The organism is Shinella sp. BE166 (assembly GCF_051201095.1).
GTDB classification, from domain to species: Bacteria; Pseudomonadota; Alphaproteobacteria; order Rhizobiales; family Rhizobiaceae; genus Shinella; species Shinella lacus.
Window position 1 is genome coordinate 16,103 of record NZ_JBPEHL010000028.1, and the last position, 18,438, is coordinate 34,540.

General features: G+C 63.0%; 19 protein-coding genes and 3 pseudogenes. 14 read left to right on the forward strand and 8 right to left on the reverse strand.

The features are described from left to right. Positions 1-15 precede the first annotated feature (15 nt). The 3 genes from J2Y63_RS33090 to J2Y63_RS33100 are packed head-to-tail and all read left to right on the forward strand — an operon-like array spanning position 16 to position 2,194. Positions 16-1,374, forward strand: a complete 1,359-nt coding sequence (locus J2Y63_RS33090; protein WP_256121180.1) for a hypothetical protein — start codon at positions 16-18, stop codon at positions 1,372-1,374. Further along, a complete protein-coding gene (locus J2Y63_RS33095) occupies positions 1,374-1,889 on the forward strand; it encodes a DUF2249 domain-containing protein (RefSeq protein ID WP_245409287.1) in 516 nt (171 codons plus the stop codon). Before J2Y63_RS33090 ends, J2Y63_RS33095 begins: the two co-directional genes overlap by 1 nt. A 5-nt stretch (positions 1,890-1,894) precedes the next feature. Beyond that, positions 1,895-2,194, forward strand: a complete 300-nt coding sequence (locus tag J2Y63_RS33100) for a metal-sulfur cluster assembly factor (protein ID WP_117372370.1) — start codon at positions 1,895-1,897, stop codon at positions 2,192-2,194. Positions 2,195-2,233: 39 nt separating this feature from the next. On the opposite strand, the gene J2Y63_RS33105 is transcribed toward J2Y63_RS33100, so the two are convergent. Then, positions 2,234-3,451, reverse strand: coding sequence for an NnrS family protein (locus J2Y63_RS33105; protein WP_256121181.1), 1,218 nt, complete (start codon positions 3,449-3,451; stop codon positions 2,234-2,236). 218 nt (positions 3,452-3,669) lie between these two features. Here J2Y63_RS33105 and nirK point away from each other — a divergent pair, with 218 nt between their 5' ends. The 9 genes and pseudogenes from nirK to J2Y63_RS33150 all read left to right on the forward strand — a co-directional run bounded on the left by nirK (position 3,670) and on the right by J2Y63_RS33150 (position 11,502). Beyond that, entirely contained in the window at positions 3,670-4,812 is a 1,143-nt protein-coding gene (nirK, locus tag J2Y63_RS33110; RefSeq protein ID WP_256121182.1) for a copper-containing nitrite reductase, read from the forward strand. Between the two features lie 131 nt (positions 4,813-4,943). After that, positions 4,944-5,858 (forward strand): formylglycine-generating enzyme family protein, encoded by a 915-nt coding sequence (locus J2Y63_RS33115; RefSeq protein WP_256121183.1) that lies wholly within the window; start codon positions 4,944-4,946, stop codon positions 5,856-5,858. 71 nt (positions 5,859-5,929) lie between these two features. Next, positions 5,930-6,625 (forward strand): Crp/Fnr family transcriptional regulator, encoded by a 696-nt coding sequence (locus tag J2Y63_RS33120; protein ID WP_117372366.1) that lies wholly within the window; start codon positions 5,930-5,932, stop codon positions 6,623-6,625. Positions 6,626-6,888: 263 nt separating this feature from the next. Beyond that, a complete protein-coding gene (gene napE, locus J2Y63_RS33125; protein WP_314092394.1) occupies positions 6,889-7,068 on the forward strand; it encodes a periplasmic nitrate reductase, NapE protein in 180 nt (59 codons plus the stop codon). Between the two features lie 10 nt (positions 7,069-7,078). After that, positions 7,079-7,579, forward strand: coding sequence for a ferredoxin-type protein NapF (gene napF / locus J2Y63_RS33130; protein WP_117372365.1), 501 nt, complete (start codon positions 7,079-7,081; stop codon positions 7,577-7,579). Continuing rightward, positions 7,572-7,817, forward strand: a complete 246-nt coding sequence (locus J2Y63_RS33135) for a chaperone NapD (protein ID WP_256121185.1) — start codon at positions 7,572-7,574, stop codon at positions 7,815-7,817. The genes napF and J2Y63_RS33135 overlap by 8 nt, the downstream gene beginning before the upstream one ends. 13 nt (positions 7,818-7,830) lie before the next feature. Next, positions 7,831-10,334 (forward strand): annotated as a pseudogene (gene napA, locus J2Y63_RS33140) (periplasmic nitrate reductase subunit alpha). After that, positions 10,304-10,795 (forward strand): nitrate reductase cytochrome c-type subunit, encoded by a 492-nt coding sequence (locus J2Y63_RS33145; protein ID WP_117372361.1) that lies wholly within the window; start codon positions 10,304-10,306, stop codon positions 10,793-10,795. Before napA ends, J2Y63_RS33145 begins: the two are co-directional and overlap by 31 nt. Before the next feature lie 2 nt (positions 10,796-10,797). Further along, entirely contained in the window at positions 10,798-11,502 is a 705-nt protein-coding gene (locus tag J2Y63_RS33150; RefSeq protein WP_256121190.1) for a NapC/NirT family cytochrome c, read from the forward strand. Between the two features lie 428 nt (positions 11,503-11,930). Here J2Y63_RS33150 and J2Y63_RS33155 read toward each other — a convergent pair whose 3' ends face one another. Continuing rightward, positions 11,931-12,146 (reverse strand): hypothetical protein, encoded by a 216-nt coding sequence (locus tag J2Y63_RS33155; RefSeq protein ID WP_435269503.1) that lies wholly within the window; start codon positions 12,144-12,146, stop codon positions 11,931-11,933. Positions 12,147-12,604: 458 nt separating this feature from the next. Here J2Y63_RS33155 and J2Y63_RS33160 point away from each other — a divergent pair, with 458 nt between their 5' ends. Further along, positions 12,605-12,820 (forward strand): hypothetical protein, encoded by a 216-nt coding sequence (locus J2Y63_RS33160; protein WP_435269504.1) that lies wholly within the window; start codon positions 12,605-12,607, stop codon positions 12,818-12,820. A 107-nt stretch (positions 12,821-12,927) separates the two neighbouring features. After that, a pseudogene (locus J2Y63_RS33165) lies at positions 12,928-13,119 on the forward strand (SMC-Scp complex subunit ScpB); the annotation flags it as partial. A gap of 84 nt (positions 13,120-13,203) precedes the next feature. Here the strand turns inward: J2Y63_RS33165 and J2Y63_RS33170 are convergent. The 6 genes and pseudogenes from J2Y63_RS33170 to J2Y63_RS33195 form a co-directional block, all read right to left on the reverse strand. After that, on the reverse strand, positions 13,204-14,091 hold the full coding sequence (locus J2Y63_RS33170) for a hypothetical protein (RefSeq protein ID WP_435269505.1): 888 nt from the start codon (positions 14,089-14,091) through the stop codon (positions 13,204-13,206). A 19-nt stretch (positions 14,092-14,110) separates the two neighbouring features. After that, positions 14,111-14,917: an ABC transporter permease gene (locus tag J2Y63_RS33175; RefSeq protein ID WP_435269506.1), complete on the reverse strand. Its 807-nt coding sequence runs from the start codon at positions 14,915-14,917 to the stop codon at positions 14,111-14,113. Beyond that, positions 14,910-15,623 carry an ABC transporter permease gene (locus J2Y63_RS33180; protein ID WP_435269507.1) on the reverse strand — a complete coding sequence of 238 codons (714 nt, stop codon included), beginning with the start codon at positions 15,621-15,623 and terminating at the stop codon, positions 14,910-14,912. The genes J2Y63_RS33175 and J2Y63_RS33180 overlap by 8 nt, the downstream gene beginning before the upstream one ends. 120 nt (positions 15,624-15,743) lie before the next feature. Then, a pseudogene (locus tag J2Y63_RS33185) lies at positions 15,744-16,522 on the reverse strand (transporter substrate-binding domain-containing protein). Positions 16,523-16,550: 28 nt separating this feature from the next. Then, positions 16,551-17,318 carry an ABC transporter ATP-binding protein gene (locus J2Y63_RS33190; RefSeq protein WP_435269508.1) on the reverse strand — a complete coding sequence of 256 codons (768 nt, stop codon included), beginning with the start codon at positions 17,316-17,318 and terminating at the stop codon, positions 16,551-16,553. Between the two features lie 22 nt (positions 17,319-17,340). Then, on the reverse strand, positions 17,341-18,438 hold a 1,098-nt coding region (locus tag J2Y63_RS33195), incomplete at its 5' end, for a M20 metallopeptidase family protein (RefSeq protein WP_435269509.1).

Here is an 18,438-nt window from a genome sequence, read left to right on the forward strand (position 1 = left end):
GCGAGGCAAACCGACATGCCGGGCGCAACGCTCTCCCGCTGGACCATGTCCTACTTCGCCGCCGCCTGCCTCATGCTCGTGGCGGGGCAGGGGCTGATGGTGGCCGGCTACGGCTATCCCTTTGCCGATATCAGCGCGCCGGAAACGCTTGTCGTCGTCCATCTCATCGCCATCGGCTGGCTGAGCCTGCTGATGGCCGGGGCGCTCTTGCAATTCGTGCCGGTGCTCATCGCCCGGCCTGTCATCGGCGGGCGTTTTGCCATGCCGGCCCTGTTGCTGCTGCTCGGCGGGCTGGGCTGCCTTCTGGGCGGGTTCGTTGCGCTGTCTGGGGCATTGGACCTGCCGCTTGCCCTGCTGCCCATCGGCGGCGTTATGCTTCTGGCCGGTTTCGGCCTGTTTGCCGGCATTCTCGCCGTCACGCTTCTTTCTGCGCGGCCTCTGCCGCTACCCGCCCGCTTCGTCGCCACCGGTCTTGCCGCGCTTGTCGGCGCGGCCCTGATCGGTTCTGCGTTCACGGCCACCCTGTCCGGTTTCACGGAAAGTCCATTGCTCGACCGGCTCGTTGCCGATGGCGTCGCGCTGCATGCCGCCCTTGGCCTCGGGGGCTGGTTGAGCGCGACGGCGGTCGGTGTCAGCTACCGGCTGTTCTCGATGTTTCTGCTGGCGCCGGAGGTCGAGCGTTCGACCAGCCGCGCCGCCTGGTGGGGTGCGAGCTTGGCTGTCGGGCTTGTTGTCGTGGCGGTGGTCTTCGTGCTGTCCGGCATTTTCGGTGCCGCGCTGCTTTTCGCCGCCGCGCTGCTGCTCACGCTGATGGCCGTCATGCTTTACGGCGCGGATGTCCTGCACATCTATCGTGGGCGGAAGCGAAAGCAGGCGGAACTGAACATTTGCGCGAGTTTCGCGGCGCTTGGCTTGTGTGCCATCTCTATCCTCCTTCTCAACGTCCCCTCCCTCAGGTCCGGCAATATGGTGGCGGCGGTCGTCTACCTGTTCGTTTTCGGTTGGCTCACCGGGCTCGGCCTTGCCCAGCTCTACAAGATCGTCGCCTTTCTCACCTGGCTGGAGGCCTATGGCCCCGTCCTGGGCCGTGCGCCCGTGCCGCGGGTGCAGGACCTCGTCGACGAGCGCCACGCGTTGATCCTGTTCCGTCTCTATTACGGTGCCGTCGGCATCGCGGTGCTCTCCCTTGCTGCCGGAACGACCGGCTTTTTCCGGATGGCCGTCGCAGGGCAGCTTTTGTCGACGCTTTGTCTGATCCGCGAATTCATCCGGGCGCGCCGCCTTTCCATCGTGCCGGCTGCGCTACGTGCGCCTGCCGGCATGGTGCGGCCGCGCCTCTTTCTGCCTCTATCCGCTTTCCAAGGAGATAAATGATGTCCGAGATTACACCGAAGGTGCTCGACGTGCGGCCGATCCTGCGCAGCGGCGGCGAGCCGTTCCAGGCGATCATGCAGGCTGTTCAAGACCTGCAGCCCGGACAGGCGTTGACGCTGCTTGCGACGTTTCGTCCGCAGCCGCTGTTTCGTGTGATGGAAGGGCGTGGCTTCGATCATGAAGCCCGCGAGATCGACGGCGGCGACTGGGAGGTGCTGTTCACGCCGAAGAAGGACGCGGCGCCCGTCGAGACCTCTGTCGACGCCGATCGCCCCGAAACCTGGCCGGATCCGTCCGAACATCTCGACCTCACCGATCTCGATCCGCCGGAGCCGATGGTGCGTATTCTTGCGGCTGCCGAAGCGCTGGAGCCGGGCGAGGTGCTCTTCGCCGTGCTGGCGCGCGAACCGCTGTTCTTGTTCCCGGAGCTGACCAAGCGCGGCCACCAATGGGCCGGCAATTTCGATGAGACGGGATCGGCCTACCGCATCCTCGTGCGGATCGGGGAGGCTTGACGGCGATGAACGAGATGGACAAGGCCACGCTGACCGAGGACATCCGCACCGCCCTGCGCATGATCATCGACCCCGAGATCGGCAAGAATATTGTCGATCTCGGCCTGGTCTACGACATCGTGGTGGAGGAGGGCGGGGTCGTCTACGTCACCATGACCACGACGACACGTTTCTGCCCGGCGACGGATTTCCTCAAGGAGGCGGTGCAGGCCTGCGTCTGGTATGTGCCGGGTGTCGAATATGCCGAGGTGCGGCTGACCTACGAGCCGCCGTGGACGCCGCAGATGATGCTGGATGTCGCATGAACGAAAAGGCCCGGAGATAACCTCCGGGCCTTTCGCATTTCAAAGCGGTGCGCGGCGTTTTCGCGCGAGCATGGGCGCATATTCCAGGCAGTAGAGGCCGAAGGCGGTGATCCAGAGCAGGCCCGAAGCAGCATAGAGGATGGGGCTGAGGTCCGGCAGGATTTCCGCGAGCGGGCGCACCAGCGCGCAGAGGATGAGGGCGGCATAGGAGGCCACCGTGACCTTCGAGGCGACCAGGGCGCGGCCGGTATGGCCAAGGCTCGCCCGCGTCATGACCGCCAGCATCATGCAGGCGATGGCGCCGACCGAGAGCAGATGCAGCACCGAGCGTTCTTCGAGATATCCCAATGCGCTGAGGCTGATAGCCAAAAGGCCGAGCGGGATGAAGATATAGGCGATGTGCAGGATGACGAGGATCCGGTCCCGTGCCACCGTCCAGCCGCGCCAGCGGTGCAGGCGGATGCAATGGAGGGCGCCAGCGGCCGCGCCCGCAGCAGCGGTTGCCGGGTGCTCGGGGAGAATGGCCCAGAGGCCGAATGCACCGGCACCTGCGAGGATCGCGACCATGTCATAGGTGTTGTAGGGCACCGGAAAATCGGTGCGGCCGAACTTGTTGAGCCAGTTGCGCGTAAAGCTTGGAATGATGCGCCCGCCGACGATCATGACCAGCACGACATAGGCGGCGACGGCGAGGCGGATCGCCCTAGGGTCGTGCCCGCCATGAATGGCTGCCATGTGATAGAGCGCATTGGCGAGCGACAGGGCGGCGAGCCCGGCCAGAACCTTCAGATCCTTCCACTTGCGCCCGGCCACCACCTCGCGCGTGCAGATGGCGAGCAGGACGGGCAGGAAGAGCGCATCGATGGTGGCGGCCACGGCCACGCCGATCGCATCGGAGGTGAGAAGTGCGATGCGGCCGGCGCACCAGAGCGCAAAGAGGCCTGCCAGCGGCCAGCCGGAAACCGGCAGGCGCCCGGTCCAGTTCGGCACGGCCGTCAGCAGGAAGCCTGCGAGTACGGCGGAGGCGAAGCCGAACAGCATTTCGTGCGCGTGCCAGTTGGGCGCGCCATAGGTCTCGGCAATCGTGATGTGGCCTGTTATCGCGGCGATCCACAGACCCATGGCCGCGATGGCCCAGAGCGCGCCGCCGAGAAAGAATGGCCGGAACCCATAGGAGAAGAGCACTGGTCCGGTGCGGGAAAGACCGCGCGGCACGGGGCGGCCGACGGATGGACTGACGGGGGGATTTGCAGACATTGATGTCACTTTCCTTTGCAATCGTCAGCTGTTTCTAGGGCCTCCATCGGGCTCTTTCTTTGCGAGATGGCAAAGAGCAAATCAGCATCTGCCAAAATGCCGCAGCGGCCGGAAGGGCCTGTTTGTCCCACCACAAAGAGGTTGGCGCGAATGCTCCTAGAACAGAGAGGACCGGGCGATAGGCACATCGCTCCGTCCTTTCGAAAAGGAGAAATTCAATGACCGAGCAGTTTCAGATGACCCGCCGCACGATCCTCGGCGGTGCCGCGTTTGCCGGCGTCCTGACGCCGATCATTGCGGCGTCGATGGCCCGCGCCGAAGGCGGCGCGGTCGAAACAAACGCCGCGGCGACCGCGGCCGACATCGCCAAGCTGGAGCGCGTGAAGGTCGAGCTCGTCAAGCCGCCCTTCGTGCACGCCCACACCCAGAAGGCCGAAGGCGGCCCGAAGGTCTATGAGTTCACCATGACGATCGAGGAAAAGAAGATGATCCTCGACGACAAGGGCACGGAAGTGCACGCCATGACCTTCAACGGCTCGGTTCCCGGCCCGCTGATGGTGGTGCACCAGAACGACTATGTCGAGCTGACGCTGATCAACCCCGAGACCAACGAGCTGCAGCACAATATCGACTTCCATGCGGCGACCGGCGCTCTCGGCGGCGGCGCGCTGACGGTGGTCAATCCCGGCGAACGCACCGTGCTGCGCTTCAAGGCCACCAAGGCAGGCGTCTTCGTCTACCACTGCGCACCTCCCGGAATGGTGCCGTGGCACGTCACCTCGGGCATGAACGGCGCCATCATGGTGCTGCCGCGCGAAGGCCTGAGTGATGGCCACGGCAAGGAGCTGACCTATGACCACATCTACTATGTCGGCGAGCAGGACTTTTATGTCCCCCGTGATGCCGAGGGCAACTTCAAGAAATATGCCAGCGTCGGCGAAGCCTATAACGATACGCTTGCGGTCATGCGGACCCTCACCCCGAGCCACATCGTCTTCAATGGCGCCGTGGGCGCACTGACGGGCGACAACGCGCTGAAGGCCAAGGTGGGCGACAGGGTGCTGGTCGTGCATTCGCAGGCCAACCGCGACACCCGCCCGCACCTGATCGGCGGCCATGGCGACTATGTCTGGCAGACCGGCAAGTTCCACAATCCACCTGATGTCGACCAGGAAACCTGGTTCATTCCGGGCGGCACGGCGGGCGCGGCCTACTATACCTTCCAGCAGCCCGGCATCTACGCCTATGTGAACCACAACCTCATCGAGGCCTTCGAACTGGGTGCCGCCGGCCACTTCGCCGTCACCGGCGACTGGAACGATGACCTGATGACCTCGGTCACACCGCCCAGCGGCGCCTGACACCACCCGACAAAGGCGCGCCCGTCTTGGGACGGGCGCGCTTGCGGATCGCAAGGCTGCGATTCCCATACCAATCGGCGCCCAGTCCCGGACGCCGAACGATCGTCCGGGCGAGGCGTAAGGAGGCCTTCATGACTGCGCTGACATCGAAACCCGGCATTCCCCTGAAATCACTTGCGCTTCCCGCCCTGCTGCTGGCGGCACTTGCCGGCACGCTCGCGATCAAGGCTGATCTTATCGGATTGGCGGCTACCGGCCCCGTGTTGGACGAGCCGTTGACGGTGGAAATCGCGCCGCGCCGCTTCGAGTATCGCGACAGCGGCGAGTTCTTCCGCAACGGCTTTGCCGTCGATGGGCCGGTGAAGAGCGTCACCATGCGCCGCCCGCTCACCATCATGAAATATCAGGTGACGGCTGCCGACTATGGCCGCTGCGTGGCCGACGGCGTCTGTCCGGCGGCCGAGCCGGGCTTTGCACCTCACGATGCCACCACGACACCGGCGACCGGCGTCAGCTATGATGATGCCATCGCCTATGCCGGCTGGCTGAGTGCGCGCACCGGCGAGGTCTGGGTGTTGCCGACCGACCAGGATCTTGCTTTTGCCGCGGGGTCCCGGTTTCCCGACGATGCGCTCGGCGTCGATATCAACAGCACCAATCCGGCCGATCGCTGGCTCGCCGACTATAACCGCGAGGCGGCGCGCAAGGCGTCGCGTGATCCGGTGCCGCAGCCGCTCGGCCGTTTCGGCGAGAACGAATACGGCTTTGCGGATTTCGCCGGCAATATCTGGGAGTGGACGGCGACCTGCAACCGGCGCGTTAATCTCGACAAGGCCGGTACCGTCGTGAACGACGTGTCGTCCTGCGGCATCTATGTCGCGAGCGGCAAGCACCGGGCGGCGCTGAGTTCGTTCGTACGCAACCCGAAGGGCGGCGGTTGCGCGGTCGGGGTTCCGCCTGACAATGTCGGCTTCCGGCTGGTCAAGGATACACGCTGGTACGCCCCGCTTCTTGCCAGGTTGAAAACGCGCGGACTTGCGTTCTGAACTTTTTGCCGGCGGAGAGGCATGATAGAAGCCGGGTGCACCGATGACGGTGCACGCAAAGGGAAACGATTGTGAAGATTGACCGGACCGTCGTCCGGTCGCTTGCCCTGTTCGACAGGATGAGCGACGAGGATCTCGACAGGCTGCTAAATCACGCGACGGCGCGCCGCGTGCCGCAGGGCGATGCCGTCTTCGAGCAGGGCCAGCAGGCGGCGAGCTTCTTCCTGCTGCTGCACGGTCGCCTGAAGGTGACGCAGGTGACGGAGGACGGCCAGCAGATCATCGTGCGCGTCGTGCATCCCGGCGATCTCTTCGGCTTTGCCAAGGCTTTGCAGCGCTCCGACTATCCGGGCACCGCGAAGGCCGCGACGGAAAGCGTCATCCTCGGCTGGCCGACAGATCTCTGGCCGCATTTTGTCGAACAGAACCCCCGCCTTGCCGTCAGCGCCATGCAGACGATCGGCCAGCGACTGGAAGAGGCGCACACCCGCATCCGGGAAATGTCGACGCAGGAGGTGGAGCGCCGCGTGGCGCATGCCGTGCTCAGGCTCTCCAAGCAGGCCGGCCGCAAGGAAGGCGAGGGTGTGCGTATCGATTTCCCGATCTCCCGGCAGGACATTGCCGAAATGACCGGCACGACGCTGCACACCGTCTCGCGCATCCTAAGTGCCTGGGAATCGCAGGGCCTTGTCGAGGGTGGTCGCCAGAAGCTTCTGGTGAGGGATATGGCCGGCCTTGCCGCTCTCGCGGACGGTGGCCGCGACTGACGTTCTGGTGTTTATTTTACCGCGTCATTATTCAGTAAATTCTGAATTATTCTTATTTATTATAATGTTTATCTTAAATTATCGGCGTTTTTCTAGGAATGATTCGCACTTCGATGTATTTCTGTCGACATATCCAGATTTGACATTACACAAATATAATTATGATAGAAAAAGTATAGTTTATTATTCTTTCTTTCTTGGGGATGGATGCTAGTATCGCGGCAATGAATTGTCGCCGGAGGTAAGCATCTTTGTCCGACGTCTTGACAGATCATCCGTCGCCGCCCGCGCCGAAATCCAGCCGGCGCCGCGAATTGCTGACGTTCCTCATCCTGGCCTTCGGGATCTGGCCCATCCTCGCCGTTGGTATCGTTGGGGGGTATGGCTTCCTCGTGTGGGGTTTCCAGATCATCTACGGGCCACCCGGCCCGCCTAGCCATTGAGGGCATGGCCATGCGGCAGGAAGCATTGTCCCGGCGTGATTTTCTGAAAGGCAGCAGGCGGAGCGCGGCCGTCTCTATCCGGCCTCCCGGCATGCTGGATGCGGCGAGCGCCGACTGCACTGGTTGCGGTGCCTGTGTCGAACACTGTCCGACCGGCATTGTCAGCCTCGTCGACAATCGCCCTGTACTCGATTTCGCCGCAGGCGAGTGCACTTTCTGTGGCGCTTGCGCGGAGCACTGTCCCGAGCCTGTCTTTGCCGAGGACGCGGTGACCCGATTCGATCACGTCGTCGCCATCGCCACGTCCTGTTTGCCCTTCCAGCGCGTCGACTGTCAGGCCTGCCGGGACGCCTGTCCCACCGGCGCGATCCGGTTTCGTCCGGTGCTTGGCGGACCCTTCGTACCAGAGTTGACGGCCGCGGCCTGTACGGGCTGCGGCGCCTGTATTTCCGTCTGTCCCGTCAGCGCGGTTTCGATCGTGCCGCAGAGCGCGGAGGCCGCCTATGCATGAGCGGCGGCAACATCACATTTCCAGCGCGGTCATCGCCACCAAGCCCGGCGGGATCGACGGCGTGCTGGCCGCCCTTGCCGGCTTCGACAATGTCGAGGTGCATGGCGCAGACAAGGGCAAGATCGTCATCGTCATCGAGGGACCGTCGACCGGGGTGCTGGGCGATACGCTGATGCGCATCTCGCTCCTCGACGGTGTGATCGCGGCAAATATGGTTTTCGAACATGTCGAAATGTAAGGGAACGAGGCTGATGGGCAGCGAACTGACGCGGCGTGACATCCTGAAGGCCCAGGCGGCGGGCGTCGCTGCGGCGGCGGCCGGCATTGCACTGCCGGCGGCCGCCCAGCCGGTGCCGGGCGGCGTGAGCGCTCTCGAAATCAAATGGGACAAGGCGCCGTGCCGGTTCTGCGGCACGGGCTGCGGCGTCATGGTGGGCGTCAAGGAAGGCAAGGTCGTTGCCACCCATGGCGACATGCAGGCCGAGGTCAATCGCGGCCTGAACTGCATCAAGGGCTATTTTCTCTCCAAGATCATGTACGGGGCCGATCGCCTGACGACGCCGCTCCTGCGCAAGCGCGACGGTACCTATGCCAAGGACGGTGAGTTCGAGCCGGTGATCTGGGAAGAGGCCTTCGACGTGATGGCCGAACAGGCCAAGAAGGTGCTGAAGGAAAAAGGTCCGACGGCGCTCGGCATGTTCGGTTCCGGCCAGTGGACGATCTTCGAGGGCTATGCCGCGACCAAGCTTATGCGCGCCGGCTTCCGCTCGAACAATCTCGATCCGAATGCCCGCCACTGCATGGCCTCAGCCGCCTATGCCTTCATGCGCACGTTCGGCATGGACGAGCCGATGGGCTGCTATGACGATTTCGAACATGCCGACGCCTTCGTGCTCTGGGGCTCGAACATGGCGGAGATGCACCGATCCTGTGGACCCGCATTGCCGACCGGCGGCTCGGCCACGACCATGTGCGTGTGGCGGTGCTCTCCACCTTCACCCACCGCAGCATGGACCTGGCCGATATCCCGATGGTGTTCAAGCCAGGCACCGACCTCGTCATCCTCAACTACATCGCCAATCACATCATCCAGACCGGTCGGGTGAACGAGGATTTCGTCAAGAACCACACGAAATTTGTGCGCGGTGTCACCGATATCGGTTATGGCCTGAGGCCGGATAACCCCGTCGAAGTGAAGGCGGCCAATTCCGCCGACCCGGCCAAGACCCAGGCAATCGACTACGAGGCGTTCAAAGCTTTCGTGTCCGAATACACGCTGGAAAAGGCGGTCGAGATGACCGGCGTCGAGGCCGGCTTCCTCAAGCAGCTCGCCGAGCTCTATGCCGACCCTGATCGTAAGGTCATGTCGCTCTGGACCATGGGCTTCAACCAGCATGTGCGCGGCGTCTGGGCCAATCAGATGGTCTACAACCTGCATCTGTTGACGGGCAAGATTTCCGAACCCGGCAACAGCCCGTTCTCGCTGACCGGCCAGCCCTCGGCCTGCGGCACGGCGCGCGAGGTCGGCACCTTCGCCCATCGCCTGCCGGCCGATATGGTGGTGACCAATCCGGAACATCGCAAACATGCGGAAGAGATTTGGCGCATTCCGCACGGCATCATCCCGGAAAAACCGGGTTACCACGCCGTCCAGCAGGACCGCATGCTCAAGGACGGCAAGCTCAATTTCTACTGGGTGCAGGTCAACAACAACGTCCAGGCCGGTCCGAACACCTCGAACGAGACCTATCAGGGCTATCGCAATCCGGACAATTTCATCGTCGTGTCGGATGCCTATCCGACGATCACGGCGATGAGCGCCGACCTTGTCCTGCCTGCTGCCATGTGGGTGGAGAAGGAGGGGGCCTACGGCAATGCGGAGCGGCGCACCCATGTCTGGCATCAGCTGGTGCAGGCGCCGGGCGAGGCGCGCTCCGACCTCTGGCAGATGGTGGAATTCTCCAAGCGCTTCACAACAGACGAGGTCTGGCCGGCGGACATCCTCGCTGCCAACCCCGATTACAAGGGGAAGACACTCTATCAGGTGCTCTATGCCGACAGCGACGTCGCGAAATTCCCGATCAGCGAGGTCAAGCCTGAGCACGCCAACAACGAGGCCCAGCATTTCGGCTTCTATATCCAGAAGGGCCTGTTCGAGGAATATGCCGCCTTCGGCCGCGGCCATGGTCATGACCTTGCACCCTACGACACCTATCACGAGGTGCGCGGGCTGCGCTGGCCGGTCGTCGACGGCAAGGAAACGCTGTGGCGCTACCGTGAGGGCTACGACCCCTATGTGAAGCCCGGCGAAGGGGTGAAATTCTACGGCAACAAGGACGGCAGGGCGGCGATCATCGCCGTGCCCTACGAGCCGCCGGCAGAATCGCCCGATGCCGAATTCGATACTTGGCTCGTCACCGGCCGCGTGCTCGAGCACTGGCATTCCGGCTCGATGACAATGCGCGTGCCCGAACTCTTCAAGGCATTTCCCGGCGCGCGCTGCTTCATGAATGCCGACGATGCGCGCAAGCGCGGCCTCAACCAGGGCTCGGAAATTCGCATCATCTCGCGGCGCGGCGAAATCCGTTCGCGCGTCGAGACGCGCGGGCGAAACCGTATGCCATCAGGCGTGATCTTCGTGCCGTGGTTCGATGCCAGCCAGCTCATCAACAAGGTCACGCTCGACGCTACCGATCCCATCTCGAAACAGACGGATTACAAGAAATGCGCAGTCAAGATCGTACCCGTCGCATAACCCTCCCCAGAGGATGGCTGCTGGCCGCGCTCAGCGCCGCCGTGATCGCCACCAGCGCCATGGCGCAGATGGTGCCGCAGCTCTCCGGCCCTGACGGAGACAAGATGCAGGAGGTGCCGGCCGATCCGCTGCCGAAGTGGATCGTCGACGATATCAGGCGCATGCGCGCCTACCCCGAGCAGCCGCCGATCATTCCGCATTCGATCGACGGTTACCAGCTGTCGGTCAATGCCAACCGCTGCCTGTCCTGTCACAAGCGAGAGTTCTCGCAGGATGCCGGTGCGCCGATGATCAGCGTCACCCACTACATGACCCGTGAAGGCCAGATGCTCGCCGACGTCTCGCCGCGGCGCTACTTCTGCACCGCCTGCCATGTGCCGCAGGCGGACAAGAAGCCGCTTGTCGGCAACACGTTCAAGGACATGAGCGAGCTCGGCGTCACCGGTGCGGGAAGCGAATGATGATGGCGCGCATCAAGGCAATCCTGCTCTGGGTCTGGACTATTCTGACGACGCCGGCGGCAACGCTCAGCCTCGCCTTCCTGACGCTCGGCGGCTTCGTCGGCGGCGTGATGTTCTGGGGCGCGTTCAACACGGCGCTGGAACTGACCAATACGGAAAAATTCTGCACCTCCTGTCACGAGATGAAAGACAACGTTTATCAGGAGCTGACCAATACGGTGCATTTCACCAATCGCTCCGGCGTGCGCGCCTCCTGCCCGGATTGCCATGTGCCGCACCAGTGGACCGACAAGATCGCCCGCAAGATGCAGGCCTCGAAGGAGGTCTGGGGCAAGATCTTCGGCACGATCAACACCCGTGGAAAATTCCTCGACAAGCGGTTGGAGCTGGCCAAGCACGAATGGGCGCGCCTGAAGGCGAATGACAGCCTTGAATGCCGCAATTGCCATTCCGCCGCGGCGATGGACTTCACCAAGCAGACGCAACGGGCCGCCGACATCCACTCGAAGTATCTCCTGCCGGGCAAGGCGACCTGTATCGACTGCCACAAGGGCATTGCCCATGAACTGCCGAATATGGAGGGCGTCGAACCAGGCTGGAAGATGCCAAAGGATCTCGAGGGCCAGGAGCTGCCCGCGGCATCGAGTGATGCCATCGGGGATCTGCGCAAGGCAGTTGCAAGCGCACATGGCTCAATGACATTTTAGGGTCTGCGTTGGTTAAAGTAGGGGTTTTTGGTTCATATCCGTTCAAGAGCACGATGCAAACCCACCTTGAAACGGCTGGGGGATTGCTCACCTGTAATGCGCTTGTGGGAGGCACCAATGGAACACTTGTTCGTCAAAACGGCATTCCCGCCCGAGGAGCTGAGCGATCTCCAGTTGCTATTGGATGACATAACATCGCAGGCCTGGTTCGATCCGTATGACGGCGCGAATGTGCTACAGCAGCGATACGGCCGCGTAGCTCGGGCTCGGCAGACGCCAAGAAAGAATAGAGGAAATCGGCCCGGGAGCTACCTCCTATAACTCGACCGGGCCTTGGCGCCCAATGACTTGAGCACTCTGGTACTCTGGCAGAAGTGCGTGCCGATGTGAAGCCGGAGCCGTCCGCTCGTAGGTTCTGATCTTTCGGCTCAACATTGAAGATCGGGATTGACGATGAAGGCGGGGAGTTCGGCGTCCCTGCCTACGGCTGCGTACAGCAATTCGATCCAGCGTTTTCGCTCTTCCGCGATCTCGTCGACAATCATCACCACAGGATCTGTCTGGCCGCGCGCCAGATGACGGGCGGCGATGTTCCATGCTGTTCGCTCCGTGGTCGATGCAAAGGCGCCCGACATATCGTCCAATTTGCTTCTCCTGCCGATCAATTGGCGGCGGAGAATGCTTCGACGTCCTTGCACTAGCGTTGCCGTGGCATCATGGGGGTGACGCGGCAAGAAGTGCGGCGACGGGCACACTGATGGCCGATAGCGTCAATGCCATCGCGGTCGCAAGTTTCACCAAATGCGCGCGCCGGGCGCGCCGTTCATCCCATTCGTACGCCATCTCTGTCCTCCTGAGTTCCAGACAACATCATGTCAGGGCCTCAAAGTCGAGTCGGGTACGCTGCTCTGCAGGTCTCCGTCCTCGCCCATCGCCCTGGTGAGCGCACGTCGTCGAAAGTGATCTGCGGCGGTCCACGCTCGATGCCGCTTTCGCGCTCGCGATCTCCTCGAGCAACTGGCGGTGTCGTTTAAGGAGGCCGACCGGGCCAACCGCGCTGATATCGAACGCCTGCAGTGTGCTTGCGAAGACGAAGACGTCGATGGTCTCCCCCGCGGAGGACAGCATTTGCCAGAACAATCCGAGTTCCTTTGGCGCGGGTGTGCCAGAGTTACGCGAGCATCTCATCAAGCTCGACGAAGAAATCCCTCTCGAGAATCCGGGTGTTGGAGATGAGAAGTCTCTACCGGCCGAGCAGCAGATTGAGGCTCTTCGGCAGGAAGTTGCCGGTCTCCGCGCCCGGTTGACCACAATCTGAAAACAGACCGACGGGTTGGATGCGCGGCCGTCGCGAGACGGTGTCTCTCCTTAGCTCAGGGTTCTCGCCACGGCCACCACGACCTATCTACTCGGTCGGCTCAAGCAGCGTCCGGTCCTCCCAGCCCGACGCCGGGCGCGCCCTATACCTATGTCACGACCAAACATTTCCTCACCGCCTTCGGCATGCAGACGCAACGTGATCTGCCCGACATCGAGGCGCTCGAGGATGCGGGATTGCTGCGCCGAAAAGGCGTGCAGGAGGGAGCCTTGGTGGCAACCGGGGGCGGGGAGGAGTAGTTTGTCGATATTTGTCGGGTGGAGGAGCGCCGGCCTAACTGTCAGATGTTGAGAACTTGCTGATCAAACCTCTGGAGGGGTAGCTTACGCGGTTCGAACGATTGTCTTCATCGGGAGACCGTCCTCCGTTCGTGCGATCGTCACGCTGGCGGCCGCAAGCGAGGAGAGGTTTGCGACATGAGTTCCTGCGCAGAACATTTCCGCCGGGCGACTGTCAAGCAGGCACCGCCAGATGCGCCGCGTGTCGAGGAGCGATTCGGCAGGTTCAAGCGTCACATCCGCGGGCTGGGCGAGCCATGTTGCGAGCGTCGCGTTGACCGCATCGGTGATTGCCGGAAGGCCGCCCGTCGCGGTTTCCTGGTCGAACCCCTTCTTTCGCAGGCTCTTGCCGAGGCGGTAGATATCCGTCGCGCCTTCAGGGGAAAGCTGCGAACTAACGATCGCCTCCTTGTCGAAATCTGGGGCGCCCAGACTATCGACGGTTGCGCCTTCCTTTGTCCAGAAGGACGCGAGCGCGCGGTTGAGGGCGAATGCGGAAAGGTGCGCGGCGGTATGTGCCGCGCTCAGTTTCCCACGGTGATCGGCATCGATGGCGATCTCGACCTCTGTGCCTGGTGCAGGAACGTTCGCGGCCTCGCCATCCAGCACATGAACGACGATGCTCACCCATTCCGCGCCTACCCGGCCAAGCGCCTTCGCGTCTTCTGCGATGTGGAGTTCGCCGGTTTCGCTGTTGGCAAAGCCGGTCAGCGCCTCGCTTATCTTCTGTGATGCGCCCGCCCAGGAAAGAGTGCCCATATCCGAGGGTTGGTCCGGCCAACGTAAGCTGACAGGGTGAGCCGGCGTGGCATCGGTGACGACCAGGAGCCGGCCGGGCTCCCGTGCGGCAAAAAGCACCCGGCCGCGCCCCTCTGTTTCACCCCTCGCGAAGCCAATGCGTGTGCTTTCGCGAATGTCCGTCTGATATGCCATTTGATCGTCCCCAAATTCTCTAGCGCCTGATCGCTCTCGCTTCGAAAATGCGCAACAGACGCGTGAGCGTTATGGTCAGGATAATATAGATCGATGCCAGAAGAATCAGCGGTTCGTAGGTGAGATAAGTATCCTGCCGGACCTTGGAGATCACTGCAAAGACATCGATAACCGTCACCGTGGCTACCAGCGGCGTCGACTTGAGTTGCAGGATGGTCTCGCCGGTAAGCGTCGGCAACGCGCGCTGCACGGCGCGGGGAAGCCAGATCCTGAAGAAAGCGGTCCTGCGGTTCATGCCGAACGTATAGGCCGCTTCCAGCTCACCCTTCGGCACGCCGGCGAACGCCCCGCGCATGATCTCTCCCGCATAGCCGGCAAAGGACAGGACGAGCGCCACCAGCCCGTAGGGCCACGCGGTGCGCAGAACCGGCCAGAAGATGGACGCGCGGATTTCGGGGAACTGCGCGAAGACGGCGCCAAGGCCGTAATAGAGCATCCAGAGCTGCAGAAGCAGCGGCGTTCCGCGAATGACCGTGCAGAAGGCCCGCGCCGGCCAGGCCAGCAGGCGAGGGCCGGTCGCCTGGACGACGCCAAGCGGCAGTGCTAACGCGAAACCGAGGACGCAGCTCGAAACCAAGAGAAGGAGCGTGACGCCGATGCCATTTGCCAGCCGCATCCAATAGTCGCCGATCCAGTCCCAGCGGCCGAAATAGACAGCCAGGCAGACGACAGCGATAATGAGGGCGTAGCGGATCGGTGCAAAGGGTTTTACCGATCTGACGGTCGGGCCTGACGAGACCGCCGGCAGGGTATTGGTGCTAAGCATGCATCACCGCCAATCCGCGGGTCGCGTGACGGTCGATCAGCTTGATAACGAGATTGGACAGGAGCGTGAGGCACAGATACATCGCCGCCGCTGCCGTATAGAACAGGAGGTAGTCCTTCGTCGTTCCAGCGGCCTGCTTGGTGGCGAGCGTGAGCTCGCCGAAGCCAACGACGGCGAGAAGCGCGGTGTCCTTGGTCGCAATCAGCCAGAGATTGGAAAGGCCGGGCAGGGCGAAGGGCAGCATGGCCGGTAGGGTGACGCGCCGCAGCGTCAGCAGGGGTGACATGCCGTAGGCCTTCGCGGTCTCGACCTGGCCATGCGGTATCGCAAGGATCGCTCCACGAAGTACTTCTGTGGAATAGGCGCCCTGTACCACGCCGATGACAAGGATGCCCGCGGCAAGGCCGCTGATATCGACGGAGGCAAAGCCCAGTACCGTAAGCAGCTGATTGAGCGCATCGGTGCCGGCATAGTAGAGGACGAGGATCAGGACCAGTTCCGGCACGGCGCGCACGGCGGTCGTGTAGATGTCGCACAGTTCCCGCAGAAACGCATTGTCGCTTAGCTTCCCGAGCGCGCCGCCGATGCCGATGACAAGGCCGATGAGATAGCCGCCGGCAGCGAGCGTCACGGAATTGAGAAATCCGCGCAGCAGCGTCGCGCCCCAGCCGGGCGGGCTTAACGACAGAAGGGTGAGATCGAACACCTATTGGCACTTTCCAGGTTCAGCCTAAGTTCGCCGGCCAGCACGGTCGTCCCGGCCAGCGATTTTGCATCAAGTGAGATGGAGCGTTTCATAGAAACGAAGAACGCTCCGGCGCGAAACTCACTCGCCGTAGATGTCGAAGTCGAAGTACTTCTTCGTGATGGTGGCATAGGTTCCGTCGGCGCGGATCGCCTTGATCGCGGCGTTGAGCTGCTCCTTCAGCGCCGTGTCGCCCCTGCGAAGACCGATGCCGATGCCGTGGCCGAGAATGGCTTCGTCCTTCTCGACATAACCCTTGAGGTCGCAGCATTCGCCGGTGGTCGACTTCAGGAAGCTGTTGAGCGCGAAGGAATCGCCCTGGATCGCATCGATGCGGCCTGCGGCAAGGTCCTGCTGGGCCTCGTCGAGCGTCTGGTATTCCTTGATTTCCGAGACGCTGGCGCCGAAGTGCTTTTCGGCATAACGCTGGTGGATTGACGAGGTCTGCACGCCGAGCACCTTGCCACTCAGCCCTTCCGGCGTGGCCTCGAAAGCGGTGCCCTTTGGACCTGCGATGGCCGCGCGTGCATCATAATACTTGTCGGAAAAGTCGATCGTCTTGAGGCGCTCGTCGGTGACCGTCATCGAGGAGATGATCATGTCGATCTTCTTGCTGGTCAGCGCCGGAATGATGCCGTCCCAGGCGACCGGCGTGATTTCGCAATCGAGCTTCGCCTCCTTGCAGACCGCGGCCGCGAACTCGACTTCCCAGCCGCTCCAGTTGCCGGAGGAATCCGGGGAGGTGAAGGTGGATATGGCTCGGCGGCCCAGCTGACCTTGACCGTTTCGGCAAGTGCCGCGCCGGCGGACATGAGCCCGGCGACACAGGAGACGAGAGCGATTTTCGTGATGTTTTTCATGGGTTCCCCTTTCACGATTGTCTGGACGTCAGTTGATGGAGCTGATGAATTTGCGCAGTGGTTCGCACTGCGGCGATCCGAATATCTCCGCAGGCGTGCCCTGTTCGGCGATCAGGCCGTTGTGCAAAAAGACGACGTGGCTCGAGACTTCCCGCGCAAACTTCATCTCGTGGGTGACGAGGATCATGGTGCGCTTTTCCCGTGCGAGATCGCGGATGACCGATAGGACTTCACCGACGAGTTCGGGGTCCAGCGCTGAGGTCGGCTCGTCAAACAGCATCACGAGCGGCTTGATCGCTAGTGCTCTGGCGATTGCTGCGCGCTGCTGCTGGCCACCGGACATGAAGGCCGGGTAGACGTCGCGTTTTTCGTAGAGGCCGACGCGGCGCAGCAGCGTTTCGGCATCATGGATGGCCTCGTCGCGCCGCACGCCCAACACCCGGGTCGGGGCCTCGATGACGTTCTCCAGCACCGTCATGTGTTGCCAGAGATTGAAGCTCTGGAACACCATGCCGAGGCGCGCGCGGATGCGCTGCAACTGCCGGCGATCGGCGGGCAGCATGGCGCCGTCCTTGCCACGTCGCACGGCGATCGCCTCGCCATGAACGGTGATCGAGCCCTCGCTCGGCGTTTCGAGGAAGTTGATGCAGCGCAGGAAGGTGGACTTGCCCGACCCGCTTCCGCCGATGATCGACACGACGTCGCCTTGCCTTGCAGTCAGCGATACGCCCTTGAGCACGTCCAGCGGGCCGAAGCGCTTGTGCAGGTTGGAAATTTCGATGGCGTTCGTTTCCATGGATGCCTCCTGGAGTCCCGGCTTACGCAGTCTTCATCTGGAGACTTGCCTCGGCGGTCCGGGCGAGCAGTTCGGCTGCGGTCGTAAGGATGGCGTCGTTGAAGTTGTATTCCGGCTGGTGCAGGCCGGCGCTGTCGGTGCCGTTGCCGATCCAGGCGTAGGCGCCGGGGCGTTCGGTGAGGAAGATGGCGAAATCGTCGCCGGCCATCGAGGGTGGGCAGGATGTGAGCTGCTGCGAACCCAGCGTCGTTGCGACCTCGCGCATGATCTGTGCCTCGCGGGGGCTGTTGACGACGGGGGGAAAGTCGGGGCCGTCGAGGGTGAATTCGGCGGTGACGCCGCTCATCGCGGCGGTGGCGCGCACGGCGTTTTCGAGCCGTGTGCGGATATGGGCGAGCATGGCGAGCGAGAAGCCGCGATAGGTGCCGCGCAGCCGCGCTTCCTTGGGAATGACGTTCTGCGCCATTCCCGCATGGAACGAGCCGACCGTGACCACGGCCGATTGCAGCGGATCGACGGTGCGCGAGACGATCTGTTGCAGGCCGGTGAGGAAATAGCCGCCGGCGAGGATGGGGTCGGCGCTCAAATGCGGCATCGCGCCGTGCGCGCCATCGGCCCGGAAGACCACCTCGAATTCGTTCGAGCCGGCCATGACCGGGCCGTCCGCGACCGACACCGCGCCTTCGGCGAGTCCCGGCCAGTTGTGGAACGAGAAGATGCTGTCGAAGGGAAAACGCGCGAGCAGGCCGTCGTCGAGCATCGGCTGCGCGCCGCCGTAGCGTTCCTCGGCGGGCTGGAAGACCAGCAGCACGCGGCCGGCAAAATTCCGGGTCGCGGCGAGATAGGCGGCGGCACCCAGCAGCGCTGCGGTGTGCCCGTCATGCCCGCAGGCATGCATGCAGCCCGGATGGCGCGATGCGTAGGCGAGCCCCGTCGCCTCCTGGATCGGCAGCGCATCCATGTCCGCCCGAAGGGCAACCGTCGGCCCCTCCGCCCTGCCGGCGATCTCGGCGACCACGCCGTAACCGCCGATATTCTCGTGGGGGACGAGCCCCAGCGCGCGCAGTTCCGCGGCGACGAGCCTTGAGGTCTCGACCTCCTGGCGGGACAGTTCCGGCAT

Bases quoted from the DNA above. Each gene is read 5' to 3' on its own strand.
- J2Y63_RS33170 (WP_435269505.1), bottom strand. From the start codon at position 14,091: ATGGCATATCAGACGGACATTCGCGAAAGCACACGCATTGGCTTCGCG.
- J2Y63_RS33135 (WP_256121185.1), top strand. From the start codon at position 7,572: ATGCATGAGCGGCGGCAACATCACATTTCCAGCGCGGTCATCGCCACC.
- J2Y63_RS33100 (WP_117372370.1), top strand. From the start codon at position 1,895: ATGAACGAGATGGACAAGGCCACGCTGACCGAGGACATCCGCACCGCC.
- J2Y63_RS33160 (WP_435269504.1), top strand. From the start codon at position 12,605: ATGGTCTCCCCCGCGGAGGACAGCATTTGCCAGAACAATCCGAGTTCC.
- J2Y63_RS33090 (WP_256121180.1), top strand. From the start codon at position 16: ATGCCGGGCGCAACGCTCTCCCGCTGGACCATGTCCTACTTCGCCGCC.
- napF (WP_117372365.1), top strand. From the start codon at position 7,079: ATGCGGCAGGAAGCATTGTCCCGGCGTGATTTTCTGAAAGGCAGCAGG.
- J2Y63_RS33150 (WP_256121190.1), top strand. From the start codon at position 10,798: ATGGCGCGCATCAAGGCAATCCTGCTCTGGGTCTGGACTATTCTGACG.
- J2Y63_RS33105 (WP_256121181.1), bottom strand. From the start codon at position 3,451: ATGTCTGCAAATCCCCCCGTCAGTCCATCCGTCGGCCGCCCCGTGCCG.
- J2Y63_RS33095 (WP_245409287.1), top strand. From the start codon at position 1,374: ATGTCCGAGATTACACCGAAGGTGCTCGACGTGCGGCCGATCCTGCGC.
- nirK (WP_256121182.1), top strand. From the start codon at position 3,670: ATGACCGAGCAGTTTCAGATGACCCGCCGCACGATCCTCGGCGGTGCC.
- J2Y63_RS33190 (WP_435269508.1), bottom strand. From the start codon at position 17,318: ATGGAAACGAACGCCATCGAAATTTCCAACCTGCACAAGCGCTTCGGC.
- J2Y63_RS33145 (WP_117372361.1), top strand. From the start codon at position 10,304: ATGCGCAGTCAAGATCGTACCCGTCGCATAACCCTCCCCAGAGGATGG.
- J2Y63_RS33115 (WP_256121183.1), top strand. From the start codon at position 4,944: ATGACTGCGCTGACATCGAAACCCGGCATTCCCCTGAAATCACTTGCG.
- J2Y63_RS33175 (WP_435269506.1), bottom strand. From the start codon at position 14,917: ATGCTTAGCACCAATACCCTGCCGGCGGTCTCGTCAGGCCCGACCGTC.